This window comes from Nocardia sp. NBC_01327 (assembly GCF_035958815.1).
Taxonomy (GTDB): Bacteria; Actinomycetota; Actinomycetes; order Mycobacteriales; family Mycobacteriaceae; genus Nocardia.
In genome coordinates, this window is the sequence record NZ_CP108383.1 from 6619342 (window position 1) to 6646188 (window position 26847).

Consider the following 26847-nt stretch of genomic DNA (forward strand, 5'->3'; position numbering starts at 1 on the left):
CAGTAGCTCGACATGGAGGTCGCCAATGTCTGATGGAATCGTGGACGCCGAGCCGTGCGTAGTCGTCGGAGCGGGGCCGGTGGGTCTGGTGGCCGCGCTGGCACTGGCCCGCAAGGGAATTCGGGTTCTGGTCCTCGAAGCCGAACCGGAGGACCGGATCCGGCCCGGCAGCCGGGCGATCGCGCTGATGTTCCCGACACTGCGGCGACTCGACCAGGTGCTGCCGGGGCTCGGCCGGCAGATTTCCGCCGCCGGGGTCGCGCCGACCGGTTACGACGCGTTCTACGGCGGCCGCCGAATCTTCAGCCAGCACAACAAGAATCTGACCCGGCTCGCCGCCAGCCTGCCGCAGCGCACCACCGAGCGGCTCATCTTCGCCGAATGTGTCTCGCACGGAGTCGAATTCCGCTGGGATGCGGCGGTCGCGGGCGTCGACAGCGACCCGGACGGCGTCACGCTCACGCTGGCCTCGGGCGATCGGATCCATGCGCCCTATGTGATCGGCGCGGACGGCGCACGATCGGTGGTACGCAAGGCAATCGGGGTGCGGATGGACGGGGTCACCGACGAGACGCCATTCATCATTGTCGATGTGGACGAGCATCCGGACGGCTCGACACCGATGGCCGGTTACTTCCATTACGAGAGCCCCGAGTTGGGCGGCCGCAATGTCATGCATATGCCGTTCGCGACCGGAATGCGGATCGATCTGCAGTGCCTGCCCACCGACGACGTGGAGTACCTCGCCAGCCCCGATGGTGTGCGCGAATGGGTTTCGAAGGTGGTGGACCCCTGGTACGGGCAGCACGTGCAGTGGATTTCCACCTACCGCTTCCATCAGGTCGTCGCCGATTCGTACACCGACGCGCACCGCAGGGTCCTGCTGGTCGGTGAGGCCGCGCACTTGTTCGCGCCGTGGGGTGGGCGCGGCCTCAACTCCGGTGTGTTCGATGCCGCCGACGCCGCCGACGCCATCGCGACGGCCATGTCCACCGGCGATCCTGCGCGCCGCCGCGAATTGATCGACCGTTGCGCCGAAGACGGGCGGAACTGGGGTCTGCACAATCGGGACATCTCCTCGAAGGCGCTGCGGGTCATGCGCGGCACGGACCTGGTGACCAAGGTGAAGCGAGAAGTGGCATCTCGGCTCGCGCCGAGGGTCTGGCCCGCCGGCGCCTGGCTCGCCAATGGCCCCCTCCAGATCCCGGTGCCGCGCCCGGGTGCTCGGGCCTACTACTGACCATGACTACCGTGGGTGCGGTGAGCTCACCTGCCAAGCGCCCCCGCCAGCCGCGGATGCTGCTCGAAGTGCGCCGCGAGCAAGTCTTGGATGCGGCGCTCCGACTGCTCAACCGGAACGGGTACGGCGCACTCACCATGGAGGCCGTCGCCAAAGAGGTCGATCTCGCCAAACCCCGTGTCTACGCGGCATATCCGGGTCTGGAGCCGATGCTCGTCGCGCTGCTCGAACGTGAGGAGCAGCGCGCACTGATGACGCTCGCCGACGCCATGCCGGTGTTCGAGGACACCGGCAACTTCGACGACATCCTGCTGGATGCGATGACCAACCTGCTGCGGGCCGTCGCCGCGAATCCCGAATCGTGGCGCCTGCTCTTCCTGCCCGCCGATGACGCCCCCGCCCCGGTCCGCACCCGCTTCGACACCGGACGGCGGTTCGCCCTCGAACAGCTCACCGCGCTCCTGGAGTGGGGCCGCGATCGCCGCCCGGGTCTCGCCGAACTGGACCTCGAACTGACCGCGATCTCACTGCTGGCCATCGGCGAGCAGGCCGGGCGCCTGGTGCTCTCGCAGCCGGATCGATTCACCCCGGAACGCTATCGGGCCTTCGCCCGCGGCCTGCTCGGTACGATGTCGGCGCCTTCCGGCTCCTGAGCGGACGGCCGTTGTAAGCGGATTGGAATGGCGGACTGCGATGATATGGGTCTTGTTGCCGAGCAAGGAATATGCCGATGACGAATACCCGTACCACCGCCGAGCAGATCGCGATTCGCTGCGTGCGGATGATGGGCGACGGCGCTCGCGAGGAATTCGAAGCCCTGGTGCACCCCGAGGGGTTCAATCGCGAGTCCGCCGCCGAACCGCCGCCCGCTCGCGGCGCCGGGCCGGAGGCGTTCTTCGCCAGCGCACAGTGGCTGCGCGCCGCGTATACCGACATGAGCTGGGAGATCCATGAGGTGGTCTCCGACGGCGATCTCGTTGTCCTGCACACCACGATGCACGGCAAACACGTCGGCACCTTCGTGATCTACGATGCGGACGGCCGGCCCGCACAGGCATTCCCGTCGACCGGAAAATCCTTCGCCGCCACCCAGACCCACTGGTGCCGGATCAGCGACGGCCGGTTGATCGAACACTGGGCGAACCGCGACGATCTCGGTCAGGCCACCCAGCTCGGCTGGGCCCCACCCTCTCCGGCCTACCTGCTGCGCATGCAGGTCGCCACCCGCCGCGCACGCCGCGAGAGCTGACCATCCGCGACCGCGACCGGGTCGCCTGCCCAGGGAGCGACCGAGCCCCGACAACTCGGACGAATCGACGAGTCACAATCCCCGTCGACTATCGTGACCTGCGTGCTTACCTGCCGGGTGCTCGGACCGATCGAAGTCGAGGTCGGTGGAATCAGGGCCGATCTCGGCGGACCTGTGCCGCGGCGGCTGCTGGCCGCACTGTCCGCCGCGGAACCGCGCTCGGGCTGCTCGACGACCACGATGCCGACCATGATCTGCTGATCTTGGAGGCGCATCTGCGCCGCTGTAATGCACTGGCGGACTTGCACTTACCGGAGCGCTTGCGCCGGGCGCCCGATAGCCGGGTCAGCGCGCTGCTTCGTAGGTGCTCTTCGGTGTCGGAATCAGTTGGTAGTCGGTGACGTCGAAGGTGGGGGTGAGTTCCGGGTCGTGCCGGGCGCTGTCGGTGCGCACGATGCCGCGCAGTTGCAGCCACTGGTCGTCCGGAATCACCTCCGGCAGTCCGGCCAGGTGCACCAGCGCGTATTGGGCGTCGGCGACACAGCAGGTGATGACGACCTTGGCGAGATCGGCATCCGCGGCGCCCGGGTGATCGCGTTCGAGATCCTTGGGCCGGACGATGAATCCGCTGATGGTCACCTCCCTGCCGTCCAGCGAATGCGTGGAGTCCTGTAGCGCCCGCTGGACGAGTTCGACCACCGGCACGGCCGGCGCATCGCCGGCAGGCAGTGGCGGGAACGCGCGCTGTCCGGGCAGTGCCGAGGCCGCATCGCCGGTGATGGCCTGGACCGGTGAGCTGCTCTGTACTCCGTTCGCGCCCAGTGCGGGCGGGGCGATGAACAGCAGGGCCGCGATCGGCAGGAGCAGCAGCCACTGCGCTCGGCCGGTGCCGTGCTCGTGCTCGTCATGCTCATCGGGTGCGGCGCCGCGGCGGATATCGCGAACAATGGCCACCAGTGCCAGCACAATGAATCCGGCCGCGCTCACCAGCAGATACGGATGCAGGCTCGGTTTCACATAGCGGGCGTAGCTGCCGTCGAGCGTGATCCACAGGACCGCGCCGCCGATGAGCAGCAGCACCAGATTCTGCGCTTCCCGTTTCATCGCGCGCCTCCGAGGAATACGTAGCCGGCAATGCTGCCGCAGACAATGGCCACCCCGAAGGTCAAGGGCGCGAATCGGAGTGCGAACCTGCGGCCGAAACTGCCCGCCTGCATGGCGAAGAGCTTCACATCCACCGCCGGGCCCACCACCAGGAACACCAGCCGTGGGAGCAGCGGCAGGGTGGACATGCTCGAGGCGACGAAGGCGTCCGCCTCCGAACACAGCGCGAGCACGATCGCCAGTACCGCCATGACCAGGACCGCGATCACCATCTGCCCCGCCAATTGCTGATACCAGGCGGGCGGGACCAGCACATGCAGTGCGGCCGCGGCTGCCGCGCCCAGCACCAGAAAAGCACCGGCCTGCAGCAGATCGTGCCGGGCGGCCTCGGTGAAGACCTCCCACCGGGTGCGCCCCGCCGCGCAGTGGTCGTGCCCGCGCTCGCGCGGCCGCATCCACTCCGGGCGGCCGATGCGCGACCACACCAGACCCATCACAATCGCCGTGGCGAGGGAGCCGGTGAACCGCGCGGCCACCATGCCCGGTTCGCCCGGAAATGCCACCGCCGTCGCGATCAGCACCACCGGATTGGTCGCGGGCGCCGACAGCATGAACGCCAGCGCCACCGACCCCGGTGCACCCTGATCTGTCAGCCGCCGGGCCACCGGCACCACGCCGCACTCACATCCCGGCAATGCCATCCCCGCCAGCCCCGCCACCCCGATCGCCGCGGATTCATTGCGCGGCAAAATCTTTCGCAGCAGCGCCGGAGAAACGAAAGCCGCGATGGCCCCACTGACCACCACCCCGAGCGCCAGGAACGGCACCGCCTGGATGAACATCCCCGCGAAGATCGTGACCGCCGTCTGCAGCCGCGCCGATGTACCCACCGCATGCGCCAGCGGCACCTGCAGCACCAGCCCGACAACAAGCAGCACCACCAGCGCATAGGTCGAAGAAACCTTCGTCCGCACAATATTCAGACCATTCGGCGCGACCACCCGCCCATCCTGTCAGCCGCTCCCCCGAACCGCCCCGCGACGGACCGGCCATATAGTGCCAGTCGTCGAAATCGCTTGATCCAGTCGAGCGCCGGAGAGCAGCGGGAGCTGCGTTCCCCGGCGCCCGAAGTCCGCACTGCGGGCTGCTACGCCACGGTCCACTGGCCGGTGCGGTCGGACATGCCGCTGTCCATTCCGAACTGGACCTTGGCGATCGTGGCGTCCGCCGGAACCTGGAAGACCAGGAAGCCGAGGGCGTTGTCACCCGGAGCGATGGTCAAGGTGGTGCCGAAATTCGGGCCCGCCGAGGTGTCGGCGTAGGTGAGGGAGGCGGGGAAGGTCTGGCCTTGACTGTCCACCACCTTGGCGCCGTTGGAGGGCGCATCGTCGTATGCGGCGGTGCCGGTGTTCACGATCCGGAATTGCACTGCGTAGTAACGCTTCCCGGGCGGCAGAGCGTCCACGTCGTCACCACTCGTCGGTGCGTCGATCACCTGCACCACCGTCACATCGGCCTTGGTGCCGCTCGCTATGCCCTTCAGGCCGATGGTGTCTCCGACCTTCGCGGGCGCGGCCTGCGCGGCGGCCGGTCCACCCGAATTGGCCTTGGTGACAACGGCATCCCCGGTCGACGGACCGCAACCGGTCAGAGCGACTGACACCGCGAGCGCCCCCAGCAGAGCAGTGGAGCAACGGCGCACATACTTCATTCTGAATTTCTCCCCTTCAATGTGCCAGTGTGGCAACGCATATTGATCGCGGAGAAAGATCATCGTGTTAATCGCCGGTGCTCGAGGCCCGATCTCACTGCGGATCAGCCTGTGTCACACCGGGTTTACCGATACGAATTCGTAGGCATGAGACACCAGGCCGTCACCGACCCTCCGCGTGTCGACCAGGCGCAGCGGCTTTCTCCGACAAGTCTCGCCGAAGAGGCGCAGGCCGGTCCCCAGTACAACCGGGAAAACGACCAGGCGCAGTTCATCGGCGAGGTTGTGGTCGATCAGGGTGCGCACGAGCTGATAGCTGCCGTAGACCAGGATTTGCCCGTCCACCTTTCGCTTCAGCTCCGAAATCTCCTTTGCCGCATCACCATTGAGGACGGTGGTGTTGCGCCACCGCGGATGGTCGAGAGTCGACGAGACGACGTATTTGGGGAGGCTGTTCATGCTGTCCGCCCATGTGCTGCTCACTCGATCGGCCATCGACGGCGTGCGGGACGCGAACCACTCGTAGCTCCGCCTGCCCAGCAGCAGCGCCTCGGCGCCCTGCGCTTCCTCGGTCTCGGCGGCGGTCCAGGCTTCGAGGTCGCCACTGCCCACGAACTGGTGGAACCAGCCGCCCAGCTCGAAGCCCTCCTGGCCGTCCGGGTCCTGGACCACTCCGTCGAGGGTGACATTGGTGCTGAGGACGATCTTTCCCATTTCCGTACTCCTTTGACAATGCTGTCGGCTATCACTGGTATCGACGCCGGGGCATCGGAAAAGGAGGCGCTGCGCGACCGCCCCCTTCGCGCCTCCGCCGGCGTCCATACGGCATGGAACTGCACACAGGGAATGAGGTGGCGGGAGTGGAATCGGCGCGAACGGACCTGATGTCGAGGGCGCGGTCCGGTGACGGCGAGGCCTTCCGGGCGCTGACCGAGCCACACCGCCGCGAGCTACAGGTGCACTGCTATCGGATGCTCGGATCGTTCCAGGATGCCGAGGACGCTCTGCAGGACACGATGCTCGCCGCATGGCGAGGCCTCGACCGGTTCGACGGGCGCGCCGCACTGCGCACCTGGCTCTACCGCATCGCCACCAACCGGTGCCTCGACACGCTGCGCTCCGCGCGCCGCCGTCCCGCACAGCAGTGGGATATCCCGGGCATCGAACCGCCGGAACCCACCGGATTCGGCGAAACCCCTTGGCTCCAGCCCTATCCCGATGCCCTGCTGGCCGGTGCGATCAGTGTGCCGCTCGGTCCGGAGGCGCGCTACGAGCAAACCGAATCCATCTCCCTGGCCTTTGTGACCGCGTTGCAGATCCTGCCGCCGCGCCAGCTCGCCGTCCTCATCCTGCGCGACGTCCTCGGATTCCACGCGAGCGAAGTAGCCGACATGCTGGACACGACAGTCGAATCGGTGAAAAGCGCTCTCAAACGCGCCCGTGCGGGACTGGATCGCCGACTGCCGATGACCACCGATCGAGAGCAACCGCCCGCAAGCGACTCCCCCGCCGAGGGCGCGATCGTGGCGAAGTTCGTCAGCGCCTACGAAGCTGCCGATATCGGCGCACTGGTGGCCCTGCTGACCGACGACGTCTTCATGTCCATGCCGCCGATCCCACTGGAATACCGGGGCCGAGACAGCGTGGCCCGCTTCTGCGCCTTCATCTTCGGCGCGGTGCAGCGATTCGAACTGGTGCCGACACGAGCCAACGGTCAACCGGCCTTCGGGGTCTACCGCCACACCCCGGCCGGCATCCACGGGGCAGGCCTCGTCGTCCTCGCTCTCGCGGGCGACCGAATCGGCGCGATGACCGTTTTCGAAAACGCGGTCCTGCCCGTCTTCGGCCTTCCGGCAGATCTTACTTGAGCGGACTATCGTCAGCGATGAGTTTCGAACGCCCGCCCCGTCGGTACAGACGAGGGCATACGCACCTCGAATCACCTCGATTGCGAAGAAGGACAGAATGAAACTCGACGACACCGCACGCCAACTCATCGCTTCCGAGCCCGCGACGCTGGTCACGGTCAATCGCGACGGCAGCCCGCAGATAAGCCTGGTCTGGATGGCGGTGCAGCGCACGGCCGACGGCGACGACGAGCTGGTCACCGCGCATCTGGCGGAACATCAGAAGGTTCGCAATATCCGGCGGGACAGCCGGGTTGCCGTCACCTTCGTCTCGACCGACCGCAATACGCTGCAGCCCTGGTATCTGTCGATCAAGGGCACCGCGCACATCGAGGAGGGCGGCGCACCCGAACTGCTGGACGAGATCGCCACCTCACTGCTCGGGCCCGGCACCGGTTTCCCGCCGCCCGGTTCACCGGCGGGATACCTGACCCATATCGCCATCGAGCACATCGGTGGTGTCGGGCCCTGGGCGACCTAGGGACACTACCGGCCGTGCGGCCCTTCGGCGTATATCGCTTGCGATGAGAGCCGAAGGTGCCGCACAATGGCCGCCGATGCCAGGACCTGCGGAAATCCGGAATCAGCGAGCCGTCCACACGCGGCTTCGCACGAGGACGGGATGTGCGGTGACTGGGTGGAGCGAATTTCACGAACGGGTGGTTCATGTTCGATGTGATCATTGCCGGGTGCGGGCCGACCGGTGCGATGCTGGCCGCCGAACTGCGCCTGCATGATGTACGGGTACTGGTGCTGGAGAAGGAAACCGGGCCCGCGTCGTCGTTCGTCCGCATAGTCAGTCTGCACATTCGCAGTCTCGAGCTGATGGCCATGCGCGGACTGCTCGATCGCCTGCTCGAACGCGGCAGACAGCGTCCGGTCGGCGGCATCTTCGCCGCCATCCCCACACCCGCGCCCACGGGCCTGGATTCCGCGTACGCCTATCTGCTGGGCATCCCGCAGCCGATCGTGAATCGGATACTCGAAGACCATGCGACCGAACTGGGCGCCCAGGTCCGGCACGGTTGTGCGGTAACAGGTTTCGAGCAGGACGACGAGGGTGTGACCGTCGAACTGGCCGACGGAGAGCGGCTGCGCTCGCGCTACCTCGTCGGTTGCGACGGCGCGCGCAGTACGGTGCGCAAACTGCTCGGCGTCGGCTTCCCCGGCGAGCCCTCGCGCAACGACACGCTGATGGGCGAGATGGAACTGGGTGCGCCGCCGGAGGAGATCGCCGCCCAAGTGGCCGAAATCAGCGCCGCCGACAGGCGATTCAACGTCAGGCCCTTCGGCGACGGGGTCTACAGCGTTGCCCTCCCCGCCGCGGGAGTCAGCGAGGATCGCACGGAGCCGCCCACCCTGGAGGATTTCACCGAGCAGTTGCGCGCCCTCGCCGGAACCGATTTCGGCGCGCACTCCCCCCGCTGGTTGACCCGCTTCGGCGATGCCACCCGGCTGGTCGAAAACTATCGGGTCGGACGGGTGCTGCTGGCCGGCGATGCGGCGCATATCCACCCGCCCGCCGGCGGTCAGGGCCTCAATCTGGGCGTTCAGGACGCGGTCAACCTCGGCTGGAAACTGGCCGGACAGCTGCGCGGCTGGGCGCCGGAAACCTTGCTGGACACCTACCAGGGCGAACGTCATCCGGTCGCCGCGGACGTGCTGGAGAACACCCGCGCCCAGGTGCAGCTCGCATCCACCGACCCGGGCCCGCAGGCCGTGCGCAGGCTGCTCGCCGAATTGATGAACTTCGACGAGGTGAACCGCTCTCTGATCGAGAAGATCACCGCGACCGGCATCCGCTACGACTTCGGCGAGGGCCCCGACCTGCTCGGCCGCCGGCTGCGCGATATCGACCTGAAACAGGGCCGCCTCTACGACCGGCTGCGCCTGGGCCGCGGCCTGATCATCGACCGGACCGAACGCCTGACCGCCGACGGCTGGTCGGACCGAGTCGACCTCATCGCCGATCCCACTGCGGCACTCGATATTCCGGCCCTCCTGCTCCGTCCCGACGGCTACATCGCCTGGATCGGCGAGGACCAGCAGGATCTGAACAACCACCTCGCCCGCTGGTTCGGCAAGCCCGCCAACTGATTTCGAGCACGCGCGTTCAGTGATGTTCGACGAAGTCGTGGATGAGTGCGCCGGTCGCGCCGGGCTCCTCGATCATGGGAGTGTGACCGCAGTCGAGGGTTTCGATCCGGACGTGCGGGACGCTGCGGTAGTCCTGGAAGGACGCGGCTTGCCAGCGCCGGTCCTGGGAGCCGAAGAGCACCATGGTCGGCAGGGCCAGATCGGTCAGACGGTCCGGTTCGCGACGGTCCCGCAGATAGACATCCGATGCGTCGGAGGTCGCGGTGAGGCTGCGGTAGGTCATCCCCCGGACGTCGGCGACGATCTCGTCGGGAATCCGCACATCGCGAGTGAATGCGCTGCTGAGCGACAATCGGATGGCGGCGTCCGGGAGCAACGGCCACAACGATTGCCCGAGTGCCGGAATAGACAGCAGGACACCGGCCGGGCCGTTATCGGTGAAGGCATCCAGCCGCGGGCCGGTATCGATCAATGCGAGTGCCGTCACCAGATCGTGGCGTTGTTCGGCCAGCGAGGTGGCCACGTAGCCGCCAGTGGAGTGCCCGATTACAACCGCCTCGCGCACGCCGAGTCGGTCGAGCACGGCTCCGACCCGGCGGGCTTGTTCGGCCATGCTGTAGCCGCTGTCCGGCTTAGCCGATTTGCCATGTCCGAGTAGGTCGATCCGCACTACGTACTGATCATGCAATTCGGGCATCACCTGGTCCCACCAGGCGGTCGATCCGGCCAGCCCGTGCAGCAGCACCACCGCGCGGGCGCTGGGCGCTCCGCCGGCCACGACGTGGATATCTCCGTCCGGCAGGTGCACCATCTGTTCCTGGGAATCATCCGCCGAGGCGGTCGTGGCATTCGCCGTACTGCCGGTGAGCAGTGCGGCCCACATCGCGACGATCAACAGCCCGGCACGGCGGCGCCGACTCGATGATGTTGCGGCGGTGCTGGTCTCATCCATGGGTTTCCTTCGATCGATCGGTGATGCCACCACACTCCCGGACGACCGCAGGTGCTGTATTGAAGAAATGTCAGCCTCCCCCGAAGGGATGAACCACTCCTACACTCGGTGAGTGGCCTGGGAAATTGCACGACCGTTGCGCGCATCCGCACTGCACGGCGTCGATATGGCGGGATTCCGTATTCACGATGACGGCCCGTCGCAACTGCGCGCCATTCCCCATCCGGCCGTCACCGTGGTCGTCGAATTCGGCGACCGCTGCTTCGACGTCCGCGATTCGGCCGGCCGAAGTCATTCGGGCAGTTTGGCTCTCGGCCTCGGCGGTAGTCCGGCCCCGGTGCGCGTCGAGGCCATCGAGTGTGTGCAGGTACGCCTGTCACCGGTGGCCGCATCCGCAATCCTCGGTTTCCCACTCGCCGAACTGAGCCGGAAAATCGTGGGACTCGAGGATATTTGGGGTCGCGATGCCATGCGCCTGCGTGAGCGCCTGCACGAAAGCCACAGCTGGCCGGAACGATTCGCACTGGTGGATATGACGCTGTCGGCGCGCTTGCGAGAGGACCGCCGGGTCGATCCCGAGATCGCCTGGGCGTGGCGCCAAATCACCCGCAGCCGGGGCCGATTCCGCGTCGAACATCTTGCCACTCGAGTCGGGTGGAGTCGCCAGCGACTGTGGTCCCGCTTCGGCACGCAGATCGGACTGACACCCAAACGCGCCGCCATGCTGGTTCGTTTCGACCACGCCGTGCACCGGCTGGTGCTGGGCCATCCGCCCGCACAGGTCGCCGCCGACGGCGGTTATGCCGACCAATCCCATCTCTATCGCGACGTCCGCGATTTCACCGGCGCTCCCCTCACGTCCGCGACAGGTGAACCTTGGCTCGCGGTGGACGACCGAGCCTGGCCGTCGAGCGCCGCGTCGGCCTAGCGGCGGTGCAGGGTGACGGGCAGGGCCGAGGGTGAGAGGACGAAGTCCCGATTCGATGCTCGGACTGTGTATTCGGCGACGGGGGTGGGGCGCCAGCGGGTGAAGAGGGCGGCGGAGGCCAGGGCTATTTCGAGCATGGCGAAGTGGTCACCGAGGCAGCGGCGGCGGCCCACGCCGAAGGAGAGGCTGGCTTTCTTCGCGGCATCGTCGGATCGGCCCGGGGCCCAGCGGGCGGGGTCGAAGGCTTCCGGATTGGGGAAGTAGCGGGGGTCGTGCTGAACCATGTAGGGGCTGAACATGATCGCGTCACCGGCGGGGATGGTGAGGGTGCCGAGGACGAGGTCCCGGGTGGCGTTGGCGGCGCTGATCCAGGGGCCCCAGAAGCGAATGGTCTCCGCCACCACCTGTTTCAGGTAGGGCAGCGAGTCGAGGTGGCCGGGCCGGACCGGTTCGGATCCGATGACGGCGTCGAGTTCCGCGTAGAGCCGCTCGGCGACCTCCGGATGCCGCATGACCTCGTGCCAGAGCCAGCCCGCCAACGATGCCATCGATCCGACGCCACCGGCGAGCATCAGAATCGCCTCGTCGATAATGTGCTCATCGGAGAGCGTCGCGCCGGTCTCACTGTCGGTGTGGCGGATGAGCGCCGACACGACATCATTGAAATCCTCGTCACGACGGCGGTATTCGGTGATCACCGCGCCGACGGCGGTGCGCAGATGATGCGCCTTGGTCTGCCAGCGATGATTGGCGATGACGCGCAGGCGGCGCACCTGCGGGGGCAGCGCGGTGCGCAGGATGACCTGACTGAGCAGCCACGGCACATTGTCGCGGATCTCGCGGCGCGCGGCCTTGCCGAAATCGGCCTGGAACAGGGTCGAGGACACGGTGTCCAGCACCAGCCCGTGCGCCTCGTCCATGAGATTCACTCGCTCACCGGCCGCGAGCCCCGCCGACCAGACGTTCGCGGTATCGGCTGCCGATTGCGAGTATTCGGCCAGCCGGCTCTGCCGCAGCGCCGGTGAGATCATTCTGCGGCGCAGCTTGTGCTCCTCACCGCGCAGCACATTGACCGAGCCGCCCGCGACATCCTCGATGGCCTCGCGCAGATCCTCCCGGTCGAATTCGGCCTCACTGAGCTGAACCTCCCGCACCAGATCGGGGGTGGTGAGCAGGTATCCGGTCTTGCTGCCGAAGCGAATTCGCACGATCGGCCCGAGCTCGGGCAGCGATTTCACGAACCCCGGCGCGTCCTGCAAAGCCCGCAGACTGTGTCCCAGCACCGGCAATTGCCCCGGCGCCGTGGGTATTTCGGCCAGAGTACGAGGCAGCGACGGAACAGCAGGGTGCCCCTTGTCCTCGATCGCCCGCAGGTAGACCTCCAGCACCTCATCGATATGCCGGGACTGGTGCGCGGATTCACCGTTCTCCCCCAGCACCTTTCGCATTCCCGCGAGGACGCCGCGATCGGCGGCGAGCTCCGCGATGCTCGCGGCCAGCGCGTCCACGGAAGAATCCGCGGCCAGCACACCACCGCCCTCGGGCACCGTTTCGCCCAGCGCGGGATCGCTGTAGATGATCGGAAGACCCACCGCGACGGCCTCGAGCAGCACCATGCCCTGGGTATCGAATCCGCTGGAGGGGAACAGCAGCGCATCCGCCGCCGCCATGGCCTCCAGGCATTCACGCTGGGTGGTCCTGCCGTGCAACCGGATTCGATCGGCAAGACGATGCGAGGCGATGAACCCCGCCGCGGCGCCGCGCAGCTCACCCTCGCCGTAGATATCCAGCTCGCAGTGCTCATTGCGCTGCACCGCTTCGATGGCTTCGAGCAGCCGCTTCTCCGCGGAGAGCCGCCCGCACCACATCAGCCGCAGCGGTCCGCCCGCTGAATTCTCCGGAGCCACAATGTCTTCCAGCAGCGCATCGTCGACCCCGTTGGAGACGACCCGCAGCGGCCGGGTCAGCCCGTGCGCCAGCATCAGATCGGCGAAATGACGGGTCGGCGCGATCACCTGGTCCGCCGCCTCGGCCTGCCCGACAATGGTCCACCAGGCATGGCGCGCCGCACGGCTTTCCAGCAGTCGCGGCATGTGATGGCGATGCGGAACGAAGCGGCCGTGCAGCAGGCGCAGCGCCAGCGCGGTCGGATACGGTGCGGGCGAGGTGCGTTCGATGAAGGCGTCGTCCCGGCTCTGGGCGGTGTGCACGAGCGGAATACGATGCCGCCGAGCGGCTTTCATTCCGGAGATGGCGACGCCGTAGGTGGTGTGGGTATGCACGATATCGATCGGCCCGCGCGCGGCGAATATCGCGTCGATCAGCGCGTCATTGCCTGTGGTGGGCAGCACCACCGAGAACCCGTTCACCGCGGGCACGGAAAGCGGTTGCAGCTGCACCACATTCGGGTCCGCTGACTCCGCGCCGGGTGCCGGCGCGACGAACAGGGTGACATGGTGACCGGCACGTTCGAGTCCGTGGCGCAGCGAGTCGACGGCGGTTTGAACGCCGCCGAGCGTGGCCGGGTGGTAGTCCACGAACATCGCGATGTGCATCACCGACACTGTACTGATGCGGGGCGGTAACTGAAACGCCCACATTTCTATGGTCTGGACGGCATGCTGGGCAGCGCCGAGTGTCGAAGCACCACCGCACCGCCATGCGTCCCACCACCGCGCCGAAAGAAGCCCTGTGCGAATAGCGATCCCGCTGACCGGAACCCGAGGGGACGTGCACCCGGTTGTGGCGCTCGGGCTCGAACTGCGGCGACGTGGTCACGACGTACTGGTCGGCGCCCCGCCCAATCTGGTCGAATTCGTCACCGCCGCCGGGCTGTCCGCCCGCCCCTGCGGACCCGATATCCAGCAGCTCTACAGCTCCGAGGCGGGTCAGCAGGCGCTGGCCGCCGGAAATACGCTGCGGCTCATGCAATTGGTCGCCGGCCAGATGTCCGAGTACGCCGAGCAGATGAACAACGAGGTCATCGAGGTGTGCGCGGCGGCCGAGCTGATCGTGGCCAGCACCGTCACCGAGGATCGCGCGAGTTCGGTCGCCGCGGCGATGGGCGTGCCGCTGGTGAGCCTGCACTATTTCCCGGCCCGGGCGAACAGCGCCTATCCGTTCCCGGGCGCCCTGCCACCGCAGTGGAATCCCCCGGCGCTGGTCAATCGCGCCACCTGGACGGTCGCGGAGAATCTGCGCCGCGTGGTTTTCATGCGCTACCTCAACGACCTGCGAACCACACTCGGCCTGCCCAAGACGTGGACCAGTCCCGCCGCGGCCCTGGCGCGGGCACACGTCCCGGAAATCCAGATCTACGATCCGGCACTGGTTCCGGGACTGCCGGAGCAGTGGGACGATCGGCGGCCCTTCACCGGCTTCCTCACCCTCGACCATGCCACCCGCGCGGCGGTCGGCGAGCTGACCGGCGACCACGAGGGCATCCTGTCCTGGATCGACGAGGGCGAGCCGCCGGTCTTCTTCGGCTTCGGCAGCATGCCCATTCGCGATACGGCGGCCGTACTGGCCATGGTCGAGCAGGTGTCCGCCCGGCTCGGCGTGCGCGCGCTGATGAGCGCGGGCTGGAGCGATCTGGATGCCGCGACCTCGCAGGCCGCGAACCACGTCAAGATCGTCGGGCCGTTCGCCTACGACACCGTCTTTCCCCGGTGCGCGGCCGCGGTCCACCACGGCGGTATCGGCACGCTGTTCGAGAGCCTGCGCGCCGGACTGCCGACCCTGGTGTGCTCGGTATCGTTCGAACAGCCCATGTGGGGCGGTCAGGTCGAACGCCTCGGCCTGGGCGCGCATCTGCCGTTCACGCGACTCACCGCGGCACGCATGGAGCAGGCGCTCGCACCGCTGCTGACGCCCGAACGCCGTACCCGGGTAACCGCATTCGCGAAGACACTGCGCACCGAGGGCACCGTGGCACACGCCGCGGATCTCGTCGAGGCCGCCGCGAAATGACCGCACCGGTGGTCGCGGACACCCTTGTCATGTTCCGCCGGTGCGCCCGGCGCACGCTGCGCAGTCCGGACACCCTGGTTATTTCGCTGACGATGCCGATCCTGGTCATGCTGCTGTTCACCTACGTCTTCGGCGGCGCGATCGACGTCGGCGGACCGTATCTCAACTATGTGGTGCCAGGAATCATGCTGCTCTGCACGGGATTCGGCGCCTCCATCACCGCCACCAGCGTCTGCACCGATATGACGAAGGGCAGCGTCGATCGATTCCGCACGCTGCCCATGTTCCGGCAGGCGCTCATGGCCGGGCATGTCACCGAGGGCGTCATTCGCACCATGGCGGCCATCGGTATCGCGGTCATCGTGTCGGTGCTCCTGGGTTATCGCCCGCATGCCGGTCTGGTCGGCTGTGTGGCGGCCGGCGCGGTGATCACCCTGTTCGTACTGGCGATCACCTGGATCGCCGTCGCCCTCGGAATGGCCGTCGACAATCCCGAAGCGGCCGGCGGGCTGACCTACGCCATCACATTCATCCCCTACGTCAGCAGCGCATTCGTCCGGACGTCCACCATGCCGAGCTGGATGCGCGGGTTCGCCGATCATCAGCCCGCGACACCGATCGTGGACACCGTGCGCGGACTGCTGGACGCCAGCGGCGCCGGGCACTGGGTCGCCGCACTCCTGTGGTGTGCGGGATTGGCAGCGATCGGCTTTGCCAGTGCGGCAACCATTTTCGCTCGATTAGCGCACCACTGAGGGTCAGCTTCGAGTAGCGACCACCGCCTGGCCGATCAATACCAGGTACAGGCTCAGGATGAACAGTACGGCGGGCACCACAGGGTATTGCGCATCGTCCGAACGCCGGAACCGCCACGCCCCCACCGCGGGAATCAGCAGCAGCGCCAGCGGAATCCAGCCGATCACGACCGCCGCACCGCCGAGGGTCCACGGCTGCACCACCGCAACCTCACACACCACCGCCACCACGGCGAACAGCATCGACGCGGCGGCACTCCCGTTCGCGCCCAGCGCATTCGAATACAGGAGTTCACCGGGACGGTTGCTCCGGGAGGTCTTGCGCGCGAACTCGAACTGCAGAAACGCGCCCGCGAAGACGACCGCCACCAGCGCCGTCCGCCACCGCCCGCCCACCTCACCGGTATCGATGGCCGAGAGCACCGCATAGGCGGTCACCAAGAGCTGCACCGGATACGTCACCACGAGATTCAGCAGAATATTCGTGCGCACTGACTCCGACAGCCGCTCCAGCCCCCACAGCAGCAGCCCGTACCCGAGCACGGCGGCAATCATGAGGGCCGACCCGATCGACAACAGCAGACTCGCGGCGATGGCCCCGAAGGCGATGGCCCCCATCGACATACGCAATTCGGCGGCGCTGACCGCCCCGGTGACCAGCGGCCGGTCCGGATTGTGCACGCGGTCGTACTCGAGATCCTTCTGCTCGTCGACCATGCGCAGATACAGCAGCACAACCGCCACGATCGCGATGCGCGCGACCGTCGCGCCGGTCGGATGCCAGGGCGTATCCGGCCGCGATACCAGCGCGGCCGTGCCCTCGAGCGCCAGCACCCACAGCACCCCGTAGAGCAGATAGTGCGGCTTGTACATCACCCGGGTGAACCGGCCGATCCGCCCGAGGGATACGAAAAGTCCCGGGCGGAACGCGGTTTCGGCGATTCCGGTCACGACAGCGGCTCCTGCGGCAGCGGCGCGCCCCACCCGTCCCAGCCGGTGAGTTCGGCTGCGGGTGTGCGGTGGCGAGCCGGTGTGTCCGAGCCGGGCAGCAGGTGCGCCACCGGTATCAGCGCCACCTGGGTGGCCTCCTCGAACGGAATCCCGAGCACCTCGCCGACTTCGCGTTCATAGGCCAGATGCGCGGTGGTCATGGTGGAGCCGAGGCCGCGCTCGCGCAGGGCCAGCATGAAGTTCCACACCGCCGGATAGATGGATCCGTAGAAGCTGGCCAGCCGCAGCGGCGTCGGCTCCGCCGGTGGGCGACCCAGCGCACAGACCAGCACCAGCGCGGGGACCTCGTGCAGATGCTCGGCCAGGTACCGGCCGGAAGCCAAGTCGGCCAGCTGATCCGGGCGCGGCGTGCGACCGGAAAGGTTGGCGGCGAAGCCCTTCCGATAGTGCTCCGCGACCCGCTGCTTGAGTTCCGCGTCCTGCACCACCACAAAGCGCCACGGCTGGCGATTGGTGCCGCTCGGCGCGTGCACCGCGATCTCCAGGCACTCCAGCAGATCCTGTCGCGACACCGGCCGGCTCAGATCCAGCCGCCGCCGGAAGGCGCGGGTGGTGGTCAGCAGATCGATACCCATCAGACCGCCTCCGCATCGGACTCCGCTGCGCTGCCGGCGAATTCGAGATCGATGCGCGAGGCCACCGCACCCTTCTGATGAATCTCGCACCGCACGACGGTGGTGTCGACGCCCGCGTCGGTGATCGTCGCGATGCATTCGGCGGGACGATCGAGCTCCACGAAGTGATTGAAAGTGCTTGTCACGCTGACTAATCGACGCAGTTCGGGTTGGATCGCGCCGAGTGCGACCTGCCGGCTCGCCTCGATGAGCAGATTGCCGGGCACATGATCGAGCTGATGGTCGAACAGAATCGGATGCGTGGTGTCGGCGACCAGGGCGGCACGGGTCACGCCGTCGACCGACTCCGGCGGTCCGATCACCACATTGCGCCAGTTCTCCCGGCCGACCAGTGCGGCGGGCGCGCGCTCGCCGATATCGATCGCTCCCTCGAAAGCCCCGAGCCCCAGCTGTTTCCGGAAGCCACCTCGAATGGCTCCCCACTGCCGCGGGCTGACCCAGGAGAACGAGCCGTCGACCGTGGTCATCGGCACGCCACGACTGCTGATATCGAGTACCAGATCCAGGCCCTGCAGCTCCTCACCCCGGTAGTGGGTGCGCAGCGCCCGCACCTGCATCTCCAGATCCGCAGGGGCCGTGCCGATATCCCAGGCCGTGGTGTCGGCCCCGGTGCCGTTGAAGGTGCGCACCAGGAAGGCGCGGTCGGTGGGCACGCCGTAGAACTCGTGGGTCACCGCGATGGACGCCTGCCGGGCGGCCTCCATCACCGCCACGAGATCGTGCCGCAGACCCAGCGCACCGGCGTGATCGCCGTAATGGGCGTGCATGCGCGGCAATTGCGCGCCGACGATGAAGGTATCGGGGGCGACGGCGTCCAGCGAGGTCACGAATACCTCCGACACGGAGTGCCGGTGCGCCAGCGTGCGGGGAATGGTGCGGACGTGCGTGGCCGTCATGGCTTGAATGTGCATCAGGGTCGACCTTCCAACCAGTCTTTCGCGCCGATGGGCCGCAGTGTCTGCGACTGCGACCCGACGCGCATGGGAAATACGTAGGAACCGAGCACGATTGCCGACCAGGCATCCAGCTCGCGGCCGGAGGCCATGGCGGCCGCCAGCAGCTCGGCGCATTCCGCATCGGATTCCGGTGCCACGGAACCGAGTTCGGTGTACAGCCGGGCGAAGGCGGCATCCCGATCGAAGCTGCGCTCGGGCACCCCGGCGTACAGCTCACTCGCGAGTTCGGCCGCGGCGGCGGACCGGTCGATGCCGGTGACCGCCTGGGTGAGCACCTGCGCCCTGGTCCGCTCGTCGAAGTAGATGGCGAGCTCGCGCAGCACATCGGCCGGATCATCGGGCGAATGCACAAGATTCAGCAGATAGTTGTGCCGCCCGAGCAGATACCGCAGATCACCCGGACGACGTTTGCGGGGATCGGTGGCGCCCTTCGCCTCCGCCAACCGGACCGGCACCGGCAGGTCGCCGTCCGCGCCGTGCACGACCAGTAGGAGCACATCGGAAATACCCACCAGCAGATCGGCCAGGCGACGCCGCTCCGGTGAGGCGATATTCCACGCGAAGTACCACAGCGCACGCGCCAGATGCCGGTCCACCACCACACGGTGGGCCGAGACCACCCGGAACCCATTGCCGGACAACCATTCCAGCGTCGACTCGACCGCCCGGGCGACAATGGCGTCGGGCTTGAGCAGCAGCAGTGAGTGCTCCCGGGCGAAGGTGGTGGCATCGAGGCCGAGGCGCTCGAGCTGATCGACCGTCTCCAGCACATAGGTGTCGCCCAGATAGGCGTCGACCTTCGCCTCGGACGGCGTCAGCTCCGAAAGCAGCTTGCGCACCGGATCTTCGGTCATACCGCACCGCCGATCGTGGTGCGCGCCAGCATGTCCTCGATCGACGGCAGCGGGGTGCCGAGGTAGCCCGATTCCAGGCAGTGATCCAGAAGCACGCGCAGGTACTCCTTGCCGGTGGGCGGCGAGGGCCGGCCGAGCACCTCGTCCGCGACCGTGGTCTCGAAGTGCAGGCGGCGCTTGAAGTAACTGGTGTAGAGGGTGCCGATGCGCAGGTAGTACTCGCGCTCGATCGCGTCGAGATCCTCGGGCCGGAAGGTCGTCTCCGGTACGAAGGTGGCCACCTCGAAGGACGGATACTCCGCGAGCACATCGGAGACCTCCCGCAGCGACAGGGTGTCGCGGCCCACCGCGTGCAGGGTGCGACCGGCGGCGGACTCGAAATCGACTGCGGCGGCGGTGATCACCTCCGCCACGTGATCGACGGGTGCGAGCGAGAGCGTCGCATCGTAGCGGCCGGGCAGGGTGCGCAGTTTGCCCTCGACCATGAGCTTGACGACGGTGTAGAGGTTCTTGTACTCGCGAATCGCACCGGTGACGACCTCACCGGTGACAATCCCCGGCCGCACGATCGTCCAGCGCAGGCCCCGCTCCCCCGCCGTCCGCACCAGCTGCTCGGCGCGAAACTTGCTCTCCTCGTAGCCGTTTCCGAAGGACTGACCGGGGGCCGCCGCACCCTCGTCGATCGCGCCGCCGCGCAGACCGCACACATACGCGGTGCTGACATGCACGAGCGGTACGCCCCACTCCAGCGCGAGCTCGACAGCGTGCGCGGTGCCGCGCACATTCAGCTCCTCGTAGGCGTCGGGCGTGGCGTCGAAGGCGGTGGTCGCGGCCGAGTGCACGATCAGGTCCACCCGACCGGCGAGTTCGGCCGCATCCTCCGGCGAGAGCCCGAAGCGCGATGCGCGGATATCGCCGGCCACCTGACGCTCGGCTGCCACCGGTGTGCCGTCATTGCGCGTGATCTCCGAATTGCTGTGCACCACAGCGGCTACCGGTCGCCCGGCTGCCGTCAACCGGGCCACCACCTCGGCCCCGACCAGACCGCTCGCGCCGGTCACCAGCACCAGATCACGGGTACTCATGCGGCCTCCGTCCGGGCCACCAGGTCGATGACCTGGCCCACGCGCAGGACGCCCATCAGATCTTCCGGCCGGTACCTGGGCAATCCGAAGGACCGCTCCAGCACCACGGTCAGTTCCATCAGACGGAGCGAGTCGTAGCCGAGATCCTCGATGAGGCGCTGGGTGTCGGCGAACTCGGCGGGCGGTTGCGGCGCCATGGCGGCGACGATGTCGCGGATGCGTGCGGCGACAGCGGGTTCGGCGGTCATGAGTGCTCGCTTTCGCGTAGATGCGGCTGGTGTCCACCGCTGGCCAGCAGGTCGCGGGTCTCGTCCAGGGGCAGATCGGTATTCAGATAGCCCGCGATGCGCAGCCAGTCGTAGCCGATGGCGAGAGTGCGCTGCCATTGCTCGCGGGAGTCGAACGAGGCCGGGAAACCGCTGGCGGAATCGGGTTCTCCGGCAATGCGGCGCACCAGGGCGACGAAGTCGTCGAGTGTGGCCAAGCCGTCGAGCGGATCGCCCTCGGTGCGCATGATGTCCGAGAAGCGCACCCGCCGAGCCGATTCCAGCTGGGTCAGCAGATCCTCGCGCTGCGCCGCATGGGCGGGCAGGAGGCGACGCACCGTCTCGATCGGGGCGACGTCGGCGGGCAGGGGATGAATACCGAAGGCGGACAGCACCACTCGCACGCTCATGGCGATGAGACGATGCGCGGCGATATCGGCGACCGCGCCCTGTGCGCCCTTGATCGCGCCCACCAGGTCCTCCCTGGCGTTTTCCAGCACCACGTTGGACCACACCAGGTTCAGGCCGCATTCGGTGAATCGGGTCGCGGACAGCGGTACCAGCGTGGCGATCCCGCTCTCGCGCGCCGCACCCGTCTGCCCCAGCGCGGGTGCGAGCGCGCTCGGCACCGGGGTGTAGGGGCGCACCGGCTTGCACATGGCCAGGGCGGGCTCGAGGACCTCCGCACCGCGCCACTGCAGGCCGACCAGGCCGAGGTGAACGAATTCGGCCAGAGCGCCGCCGATCTCGTGCGGCGAGCGGGCGAGCACATCGCGCACCGAATGCCGGAAGACCACCGAGCGCCAGGCGCGGGCGGCCGCATCGGAGAGCACGAAGACCTCCCGGTCACCGCGCAGGACATGGAGGCGTCCACCGATGGACCAGGTGGTCACGCCGGAACTGCGCGTGAACAGGATGCGATGCGGGTCATCGGCGACGTCGACGCCGAGCGCGGACGCCAACCGCAGCAGCTCGTCCCAGCGGGCCTGCTCCTGCGGGCCGATCGCCGGCCACGCTCCCGGATCAGCGATCCCGCGATACCGATCCACCAGTTCGCCGGAACCGATTCGATCGAGTTGTTCGGGCAGCCATTTGGTCTCGATATAGCTCTCACCGTGGCGCGCCGCCCAGCCCTTCATGGCCTGCTGCAGGCCGTCGCACGCCCATTCGACGGCCTCGGCCTGCGATCCGAAGGCCCGCAGGGCTATCGAGAAGCGCAGTGCCTGCACCGCGCGTGCGGTCCACCAGGCCGCCGCCACCGCGGTGAAGTCGGGGTAGGAAATCAGCGCGCGCAGTGCCTCGAGATCAACCGCCCCCGCCCGCAAAACCGTGCCCCGCAGGAATCGCTGGCATCGATTGAGCAGATCCTCGCTCGGCGTCGCCGCGACCTGTTCCAGCTGCCGCCGCAGCTGCGCGACCGACCGTGTGCGCACCTCCACGCGCCGACCGTCGAGGAACAGCACGGTCGGCAGTGTCGGCATCTCCTCCTCGCCCGGGGCGACCACGAGGAAATCGATATCGGACCCGACATTGCCGAAGCCCTCGGCGAGCGAGCCCTCGAACAGCACCGCCGCCTCGTCCGGCACCGCGACCAGGTCGAGCGCAGATTCCAGCAGCTGCCGCACCCGGTGCTCCGGCAGGCCGAGCTCGGTAGCCGGTGCGGCCTCGGCATCGTGCAGCACCGCACCGGCGAGCGCGCCGTCCCGCAGCAGCTGCCACATGTGCCGGCGGCGCGGCTTTCCGCTGGAGGTACGGCGGATCAGTCCGCGCGGGCCGGTGACGATATGCACGGTCTGCGCGGGACCGAGGTGCCCGCGAATAATCTTGTGGGCCTCCGCGATCCAGTCCCCCGCCGCGGTTTCGGCGAACAGCGCGATGCCCTGCTCCCCCGCGGTGCTGATACCGACGGCGGCGAGCTTGCCCTTGGTCAGCCCCGTCTCCTGGGCGACGCGGGATTCGATGTCCTCCATGAAGACCGAGCGGCCGCGCACCTTGAGACTGGAGCCCATGCGCCCGAGGACGAAAACCTGGTCGCGGTAGCGGAATCCGGCGTCCCCGGAGTAGAGCTTGCCGTCGGTGATGTGCGTCGAGGAACCCGCACCCGGTGCGCCGGAGTACCCCAGCGCCACCGATCCGCCGGTCACGACCATTTCGCCGAGTACACCGTCGGGCAGTTCACGGCCCTCGTCATCGACGACCGTGACCGCCGATTCGGGGGTCGAGTACCCGAGGCCGGTGATCCAGCCCGCCCCGAAAACGCGGTGCGTATCGTCGAGCAGCGCCTCCTCCAGGATCGGGACCGGTTCTCCGAAACGAAGATTCGGATTGTCGACCCGCAGCGCGGTGATCGGGCTGCGGGTGTGCGAGGAGGTCACCATGAGCGTGGCCTCGGCGAGACCGTATGCCAGGGTGTACGACCCCATCGAAAAGCCGCGCGGGCCGGTGAGATTCGCGAAGGACTGCAGGTCCGATACCTCGACCGGTTCGGAACCGATGGCCAGCGTGCGCCAGCCGGACAGGTCCAGATCGGCGATCTCCTCGGGCCGGACCCGGTGTGCCACATAGCCGAGCGCGAAGGACGGCGACGGCGAGTGCTGCGCATGGGCCATGGCGCGCAGCCAGCGCGCGGGATCACGCACGAACTGATCGGGACGCATGAGGTAGAGATCGCCCTGATTGGTCACCGTGGTGAGGAAGGCGCCCACCAGACCCATATCGTGATAGAGCGGCAGCCACGACACCAGTGCCTCACCGGGCCGCCAATCGATGAGCCGGGAGATCATCGCGATATTGTTCGCCAGGTTGCGCCAGCTCACCCGGACGCCGCGGGGCGTCCCGGTGGAGCCGGAGGTGAACTGCAGCAGCGAAACCTCCGCCGGGACACCGAATTCCCGAGTGCCGGAGGCCGGTTCGAGCTGCTTCGGGTCGATCACCAGCGGCTCGTCGGTGCGGCCTGCTTCGATCGCCGCACGCCGTACGAACTGCTCGAATTCCGGGGAGGTCACCACCAGCCGCGGTGTGGCCTGCTGCAGAATGCCCGCGATGTGGGCGACGATCTCGTCCAGATCGCCGAACATGGGCGGCGCGACCGGGGTGAAGACGCCACCGCACGCCCACACAGCGTAAAACGCTGCCACGCAGGGGAATCCGGTCGGCATGATGACGCAGGCGCCGTCACCGCTGCCCAGCCCGTGCGCGCGCATGAGCGCGGCGATCGACCAGGTCTGGTCGGCCAGTTCGCGATAACTGCGGAACTCCCAGCCGTCGGCCTCGTCGGCCAGGTGGATTCCGGTCGATTCGGACGGGTCCGCGAGCCAGTCCCGCACCGCCGCACTATCTTCAGTGAGTTTCATCAGGCTGATCTCCTTCGGACAGCACGGTGACCGTGCCGTTGATGCCGTCGACGCGAATTCGCATACCGGTCCGCAGGCGGGTGGCGGCGTCCTTGACCTGAACCACGGTGGGCACGCCCAATTCCCGCGCCACAATGGCCACATGGGTCAGCGGGCTGCCCCGCTCGATCACCAGCGCCGTCGCGGACGGCAGTGCGGCCACCCATCCGGGGTCGGTGCGGTAGGCGACCAGAATGCCGCCCGCCACATCGCGGGGCTCGTCCACCACGACTGCCGGGCCTTCGACAATGCCCGCCGCCGAGGGTGTTCCGGTCAGCACCGTGCCCACGGTGGCGGCCGCGGTGGTGGTGAGCGGCACCCAGCCCTGTTCGGCCAGCTCCGCACGACCCAGCGCCGGGCCGAGGGTGCGGAATCTCGCGGGCGCGACCAGGGTGGAATCCTTCGCCCGCAGCACCTTCCGTGCGGCGACGAGGGCGCGCAGCGTCGTCGTATCCTCGCCCTCGTAGCAGCCGCGCATTTCGCTATTGGTCAGGTAGAACACATCGGCGAACTCGTCGAGTACACCGCGCGCCACCAGATCCCGGCCCATTACCCGGATCATGCGCTTGACCATGCCGAAGGCGCGGGTGCGGCAGAAGCGCAGCCGCTCGCGGTGCGCGGCGCAGCGAGAGGCCTTGGCGCGCAGCCGTTCATAGATCCGCCGGCGCGGGCCGCGCAGATTCGCGTCGAGATAGGCGTCCGCCTCGGCGGAGCGGCTGGCGGTGGCGGCATCACCGACCCGGCCCGAGGCACTGCGCAGCATGACGAACAGGCTGGCCGGATCCTCGCGCAGGTCGGGGGTTTCCAGCTTGAGCTCGTCCAGGCTGCGATAGCCGTACAGGTCGATGTAGGCGTTCACGCGGGACAGGAATTCCGCGCGATCGGAGTTCTGCAGTTCGGCGTAGATCTGTTCCGGTGCACTGGAATTGATCAGCGCCGTCAACTCCGGATCGGCGCGCACGAGCTGGGCCAGCTCCGTCATGGCCCGCGCGGGATCGGCGGATTCGACATCGGCCCCCGGACCCACCACGGCATACAGGAACCATTCCGGCGCCTTGGGCAGGAAGAGCTTGGTGAGCAGGAACATGGCCCCGGTGAGGGTCAGCAGGAGGGCGTCGAGCACCATCAGCGGGCCCCAGCGCTCGACCAGGTCCCGATCCACCGTCCGGTAGGCCGCATAGGCTTGTTCGCCGGTCAGCTCGGTGTAGTCGAGAGCGTCGTATTCGTCGTAGACCCGGTAGAACTCGGTGACGAACCGCTCGACCATGGCATCGATTCCGCGCAGCCGCCGCACATAGATCGCCGTGGTGAGCGCGCGCGAGCGCAGTCGGGCGGTGCGACTGCGGAATACGAACGGCCGCAGGGTCTTCGCGATATCGTCGGCCAGGGGTTCGTCGACACCGAGCGCGGCCTCGAGCACCTTGCGGTTGAGCGGATATCCGGGCGCGATGCCGACCATCCGATACCAGTGCAGCAGGTTGTAGTACACGCGAGAGTGAAAGCTGCCCAGCAGCACCGAGGTCCACGCGTCGGTCTGGCGCAGCTGTTCGTCCGGGACGCCCAGCGAGGCCGCATAACCGCGATAGACCCGGCCGTAGATATCGGCGGCCGTGGTGTAGGTGAGCGGTGAGGTGACGCCGCTGAAGCTCTCGATAATATTGGAGTTGTCCCAGATTCGCAGTTCACCGGCCGGAATCTCCTCCCCCGCACCGCGCAACTCCACGGTCCGCCCGAGCGGTGCCGCCTCACCGAGGGTGGTGATCGGCCGTGACTGCAATACCCATACGCCGATATCGTCGATGGCCCACTCGATGTCCTGCGGTGCACCGCAGTGTGATTCGAGCTTGCGGCCGATCTCGGTCAGCTCGGCGAGTTCGGCATCGGTGAGCACCGCACGCCCGCGCGCCTCCGCCTCGACCTCCCGCACCTCCCAGCCCTGCTCCCCCGCGGGCTCGTAGCGTCGATCCTTATCACCGAGCACGACCTCCAGCACCGCGCCGCTCAGCTTGTCGACGATCACCGAATCCGCGTCGACCGCACCGGAAACCAGGCCCTCCCCGAGCCCGTACACGGCGCTGATCACGGCCTCGTCCCGCGCGCCGGTCGCCGGATTCGCGGTGAACACCACACCGCTGGCCCGCGCCGCCACCAGGCGCTGCAGCAGCACCGCCGGTGCGGCGGCACGCGGCAGCGCACGCGCGAAGGCGTAGCGGACGGCCCGCTCGGAGAATGCGGAGGCCCAGCAGTCGCGCACCCGCGCGAGGATCGCCGGTTCACCCCGGACATTGAGATACGTATCGAACTGTCCCGCATAGGAATTGCCCGCGCCGTCCTCGGCGAGCATCGAGGAGCGCACCGCGATCGGGCCGTCGCCCAGCCGCTCACCCGCGGTCGCGATCAGCTCCCGCACCACCTCCGGCACCGCCGCGGCCACCAGCTCGGCGCGCAGCTCCCCGGCGCGCACCACCGCCTGCTCCACCTCGGCGATCTCGGCGAATTCCGCTACCGCCGTGGACAATCCACTCTCATCCACAAACCTGTCGAACACATCCCTGCCGAGCACCACCCACTCCGGCACCCGCACACCACTGCTCTGCACCCCGTACAACCCGCGCGCCTTTCCACCCGCGAGCTCATCGATCACCACCGAATCGGACCACGGACCAAGCACCTGCACTAGAGCTCTCCCATCACCCCCCGACCGGAGCCGCAGTCTCGGCGCGCAGCCCGGCGGGG

At 67.8% G+C, this 26847-nt stretch carries 24 protein-coding genes; 10 read left to right on the forward strand and 14 right to left on the reverse strand.

The window, feature by feature from the left end; genetic code table 11:
* Positions 1 to 25 precede the first annotated feature (25 nt).
* The 4 genes from OG326_RS30525 (at position 26) to OG326_RS30540 (ending at position 2750) form a co-directional block, all read left to right on the forward strand.
* Complete coding sequence (locus OG326_RS30525) at positions 26 to 1240, forward strand: FAD-dependent oxidoreductase (RefSeq protein ID WP_327140596.1); 1215 nt, start codon at positions 26 to 28, stop codon at positions 1238 to 1240.
* A 20-nt stretch (positions 1241 to 1260) separates the two neighbouring features.
* Positions 1261 to 1893 carry a TetR/AcrR family transcriptional regulator gene (locus tag OG326_RS30530; RefSeq protein ID WP_327140597.1) on the forward strand — a complete coding sequence of 211 codons (633 nt, stop codon included), beginning with the start codon at positions 1261 to 1263 and terminating at the stop codon, positions 1891 to 1893.
* A 77-nt stretch (positions 1894 to 1970) separates the two neighbouring features.
* Positions 1971 to 2489 (forward strand): ester cyclase, encoded by a 519-nt coding sequence (locus OG326_RS30535; RefSeq protein WP_327140598.1) that lies wholly within the window; start codon positions 1971 to 1973, stop codon positions 2487 to 2489.
* A gap of 102 nt (positions 2490 to 2591) precedes the next feature.
* Positions 2592 to 2750, forward strand: coding sequence for a hypothetical protein (locus OG326_RS30540; protein ID WP_327140599.1), 159 nt, complete (start codon positions 2592 to 2594; stop codon positions 2748 to 2750).
* Between the two features lie 84 nt (positions 2751 to 2834).
* Here the strand turns inward: OG326_RS30540 and OG326_RS30545 are convergent, their stop codons facing one another.
* The 4 genes from OG326_RS30545 to OG326_RS30560 all read right to left on the reverse strand — a co-directional run bounded on the left by OG326_RS30545 (position 2835) and on the right by OG326_RS30560 (position 6018).
* On the reverse strand, positions 2835 to 3593 hold the full coding sequence (locus OG326_RS30545; protein ID WP_327140600.1) for a TIGR03943 family putative permease subunit: 759 nt from the start codon (positions 3591 to 3593) through the stop codon (positions 2835 to 2837).
* A complete protein-coding gene (locus OG326_RS30550; protein WP_327140601.1) occupies positions 3590 to 4594 on the reverse strand; it encodes a permease in 1005 nt (334 codons plus the stop codon). Before OG326_RS30550 ends, OG326_RS30545 begins: the two co-directional genes overlap by 4 nt.
* A 146-nt stretch (positions 4595 to 4740) precedes the next feature.
* Positions 4741 to 5304 (reverse strand): DUF4352 domain-containing protein, encoded by a 564-nt coding sequence (locus OG326_RS30555; protein ID WP_327140602.1) that lies wholly within the window; start codon positions 5302 to 5304, stop codon positions 4741 to 4743.
* 114 nt (positions 5305 to 5418) lie between these two features.
* Complete coding sequence (locus OG326_RS30560; RefSeq protein ID WP_327140603.1) at positions 5419 to 6018, reverse strand: dihydrofolate reductase family protein; 600 nt, start codon at positions 6016 to 6018, stop codon at positions 5419 to 5421.
* A gap of 146 nt (positions 6019 to 6164) precedes the next feature.
* Between OG326_RS30560 and OG326_RS30565 the strand changes: the two genes are divergently transcribed.
* From OG326_RS30565 to OG326_RS30575, 3 genes are all read left to right on the forward strand, one after another.
* A complete protein-coding gene (locus tag OG326_RS30565) occupies positions 6165 to 7172 on the forward strand; it encodes a sigma-70 family RNA polymerase sigma factor (RefSeq protein ID WP_327140604.1) in 1008 nt (335 codons plus the stop codon).
* Positions 7173 to 7269: 97 nt separating this feature from the next.
* Positions 7270 to 7692 carry a TIGR03618 family F420-dependent PPOX class oxidoreductase gene (locus tag OG326_RS30570; protein ID WP_327140605.1) on the forward strand — a complete coding sequence of 141 codons (423 nt, stop codon included), beginning with the start codon at positions 7270 to 7272 and terminating at the stop codon, positions 7690 to 7692.
* Between the two features lie 185 nt (positions 7693 to 7877).
* The gene (locus tag OG326_RS30575; RefSeq protein ID WP_327140606.1) at positions 7878 to 9308 is read left to right on the forward strand and encodes an FAD-dependent monooxygenase; all 1431 of its coding nucleotides are present in this window, start codon (positions 7878 to 7880) and stop codon (positions 9306 to 9308) included.
* Positions 9309 to 9324: 16 nt separating this feature from the next.
* On the opposite strand, the gene OG326_RS30580 is transcribed toward OG326_RS30575, so the two are convergent.
* Positions 9325 to 10260 carry an alpha/beta fold hydrolase gene (locus OG326_RS30580; RefSeq protein ID WP_327140607.1) on the reverse strand — a complete coding sequence of 312 codons (936 nt, stop codon included), beginning with the start codon at positions 10258 to 10260 and terminating at the stop codon, positions 9325 to 9327.
* 112 nt (positions 10261 to 10372) lie between these two features.
* On the opposite strand from OG326_RS30580, the gene OG326_RS30585 reads away from it, so the two are divergent.
* Positions 10373 to 11188, forward strand: a complete 816-nt coding sequence (locus OG326_RS30585; RefSeq protein ID WP_327140608.1) for an AraC family transcriptional regulator — start codon at positions 10373 to 10375, stop codon at positions 11186 to 11188.
* Here the strand turns inward: OG326_RS30585 and OG326_RS30590 are convergent.
* Entirely contained in the window at positions 11185 to 13743 is a 2559-nt protein-coding gene (locus OG326_RS30590; protein ID WP_327140609.1) for a cytochrome P450, read from the reverse strand. The genes OG326_RS30585 and OG326_RS30590 overlap by 4 nt on opposite strands.
* 136 nt (positions 13744 to 13879) lie before the next feature.
* Between OG326_RS30590 and OG326_RS30595 the strand changes: the two genes are divergently transcribed.
* Both OG326_RS30595 and OG326_RS30600 read left to right on the forward strand, forming a co-directional pair.
* A complete protein-coding gene (locus OG326_RS30595; RefSeq protein ID WP_327140610.1) occupies positions 13880 to 15157 on the forward strand; it encodes a glycosyltransferase in 1278 nt (425 codons plus the stop codon).
* Positions 15154 to 15912, forward strand: coding sequence for an ABC transporter permease (locus OG326_RS30600; protein WP_327140611.1), 759 nt, complete (start codon positions 15154 to 15156; stop codon positions 15910 to 15912). Before OG326_RS30595 ends, OG326_RS30600 begins: the two co-directional genes overlap by 4 nt.
* Before the next feature lie 3 nt (positions 15913 to 15915).
* Here OG326_RS30600 and OG326_RS30605 read toward each other — a convergent pair whose 3' ends face one another.
* The 8 genes from OG326_RS30605 to OG326_RS30640 are packed head-to-tail and all read right to left on the reverse strand — an operon-like array spanning position 15916 to position 26788.
* On the reverse strand, positions 15916 to 16863 hold the full coding sequence (locus OG326_RS30605) for a hypothetical protein (protein ID WP_327140612.1): 948 nt from the start codon (positions 16861 to 16863) through the stop codon (positions 15916 to 15918).
* Positions 16860 to 17498 carry a nitroreductase family protein gene (locus tag OG326_RS30610; protein WP_327140613.1) on the reverse strand — a complete coding sequence of 213 codons (639 nt, stop codon included), beginning with the start codon at positions 17496 to 17498 and terminating at the stop codon, positions 16860 to 16862. The genes OG326_RS30605 and OG326_RS30610 overlap by 4 nt, the downstream gene beginning before the upstream one ends.
* The gene (locus OG326_RS30615; protein WP_327140614.1) at positions 17498 to 18469 is read right to left on the reverse strand and encodes a ScbA/BarX family gamma-butyrolactone biosynthesis protein; all 972 of its coding nucleotides are present in this window, start codon (positions 18467 to 18469) and stop codon (positions 17498 to 17500) included. Before OG326_RS30615 ends, OG326_RS30610 begins: the two co-directional genes overlap by 1 nt.
* On the reverse strand, positions 18469 to 19368 hold the full coding sequence (locus OG326_RS30620; protein WP_327140615.1) for a nucleoside-diphosphate kinase: 900 nt from the start codon (positions 19366 to 19368) through the stop codon (positions 18469 to 18471). Before OG326_RS30620 ends, OG326_RS30615 begins: the two co-directional genes overlap by 1 nt.
* Positions 19365 to 20453 (reverse strand): SDR family oxidoreductase, encoded by a 1089-nt coding sequence (locus OG326_RS30625; RefSeq protein ID WP_327140616.1) that lies wholly within the window; start codon positions 20451 to 20453, stop codon positions 19365 to 19367. Before OG326_RS30625 ends, OG326_RS30620 begins: the two co-directional genes overlap by 4 nt.
* The gene (locus OG326_RS30630) at positions 20450 to 20701 is read right to left on the reverse strand and encodes an acyl carrier protein (protein WP_327140617.1); all 252 of its coding nucleotides are present in this window, start codon (positions 20699 to 20701) and stop codon (positions 20450 to 20452) included. The genes OG326_RS30625 and OG326_RS30630 overlap by 4 nt, the downstream gene beginning before the upstream one ends.
* The gene (locus OG326_RS30635) at positions 20698 to 24072 is read right to left on the reverse strand and encodes an AMP-binding protein (protein WP_327140618.1); all 3375 of its coding nucleotides are present in this window, start codon (positions 24070 to 24072) and stop codon (positions 20698 to 20700) included. Before OG326_RS30635 ends, OG326_RS30630 begins: the two co-directional genes overlap by 4 nt.
* The gene (locus tag OG326_RS30640; RefSeq protein ID WP_327140619.1) at positions 24059 to 26788 is read right to left on the reverse strand and encodes a phosphoenolpyruvate synthase; all 2730 of its coding nucleotides are present in this window, start codon (positions 26786 to 26788) and stop codon (positions 24059 to 24061) included. Before OG326_RS30640 ends, OG326_RS30635 begins: the two co-directional genes overlap by 14 nt.
* Positions 26789 to 26847 lie beyond the last annotated feature (59 nt).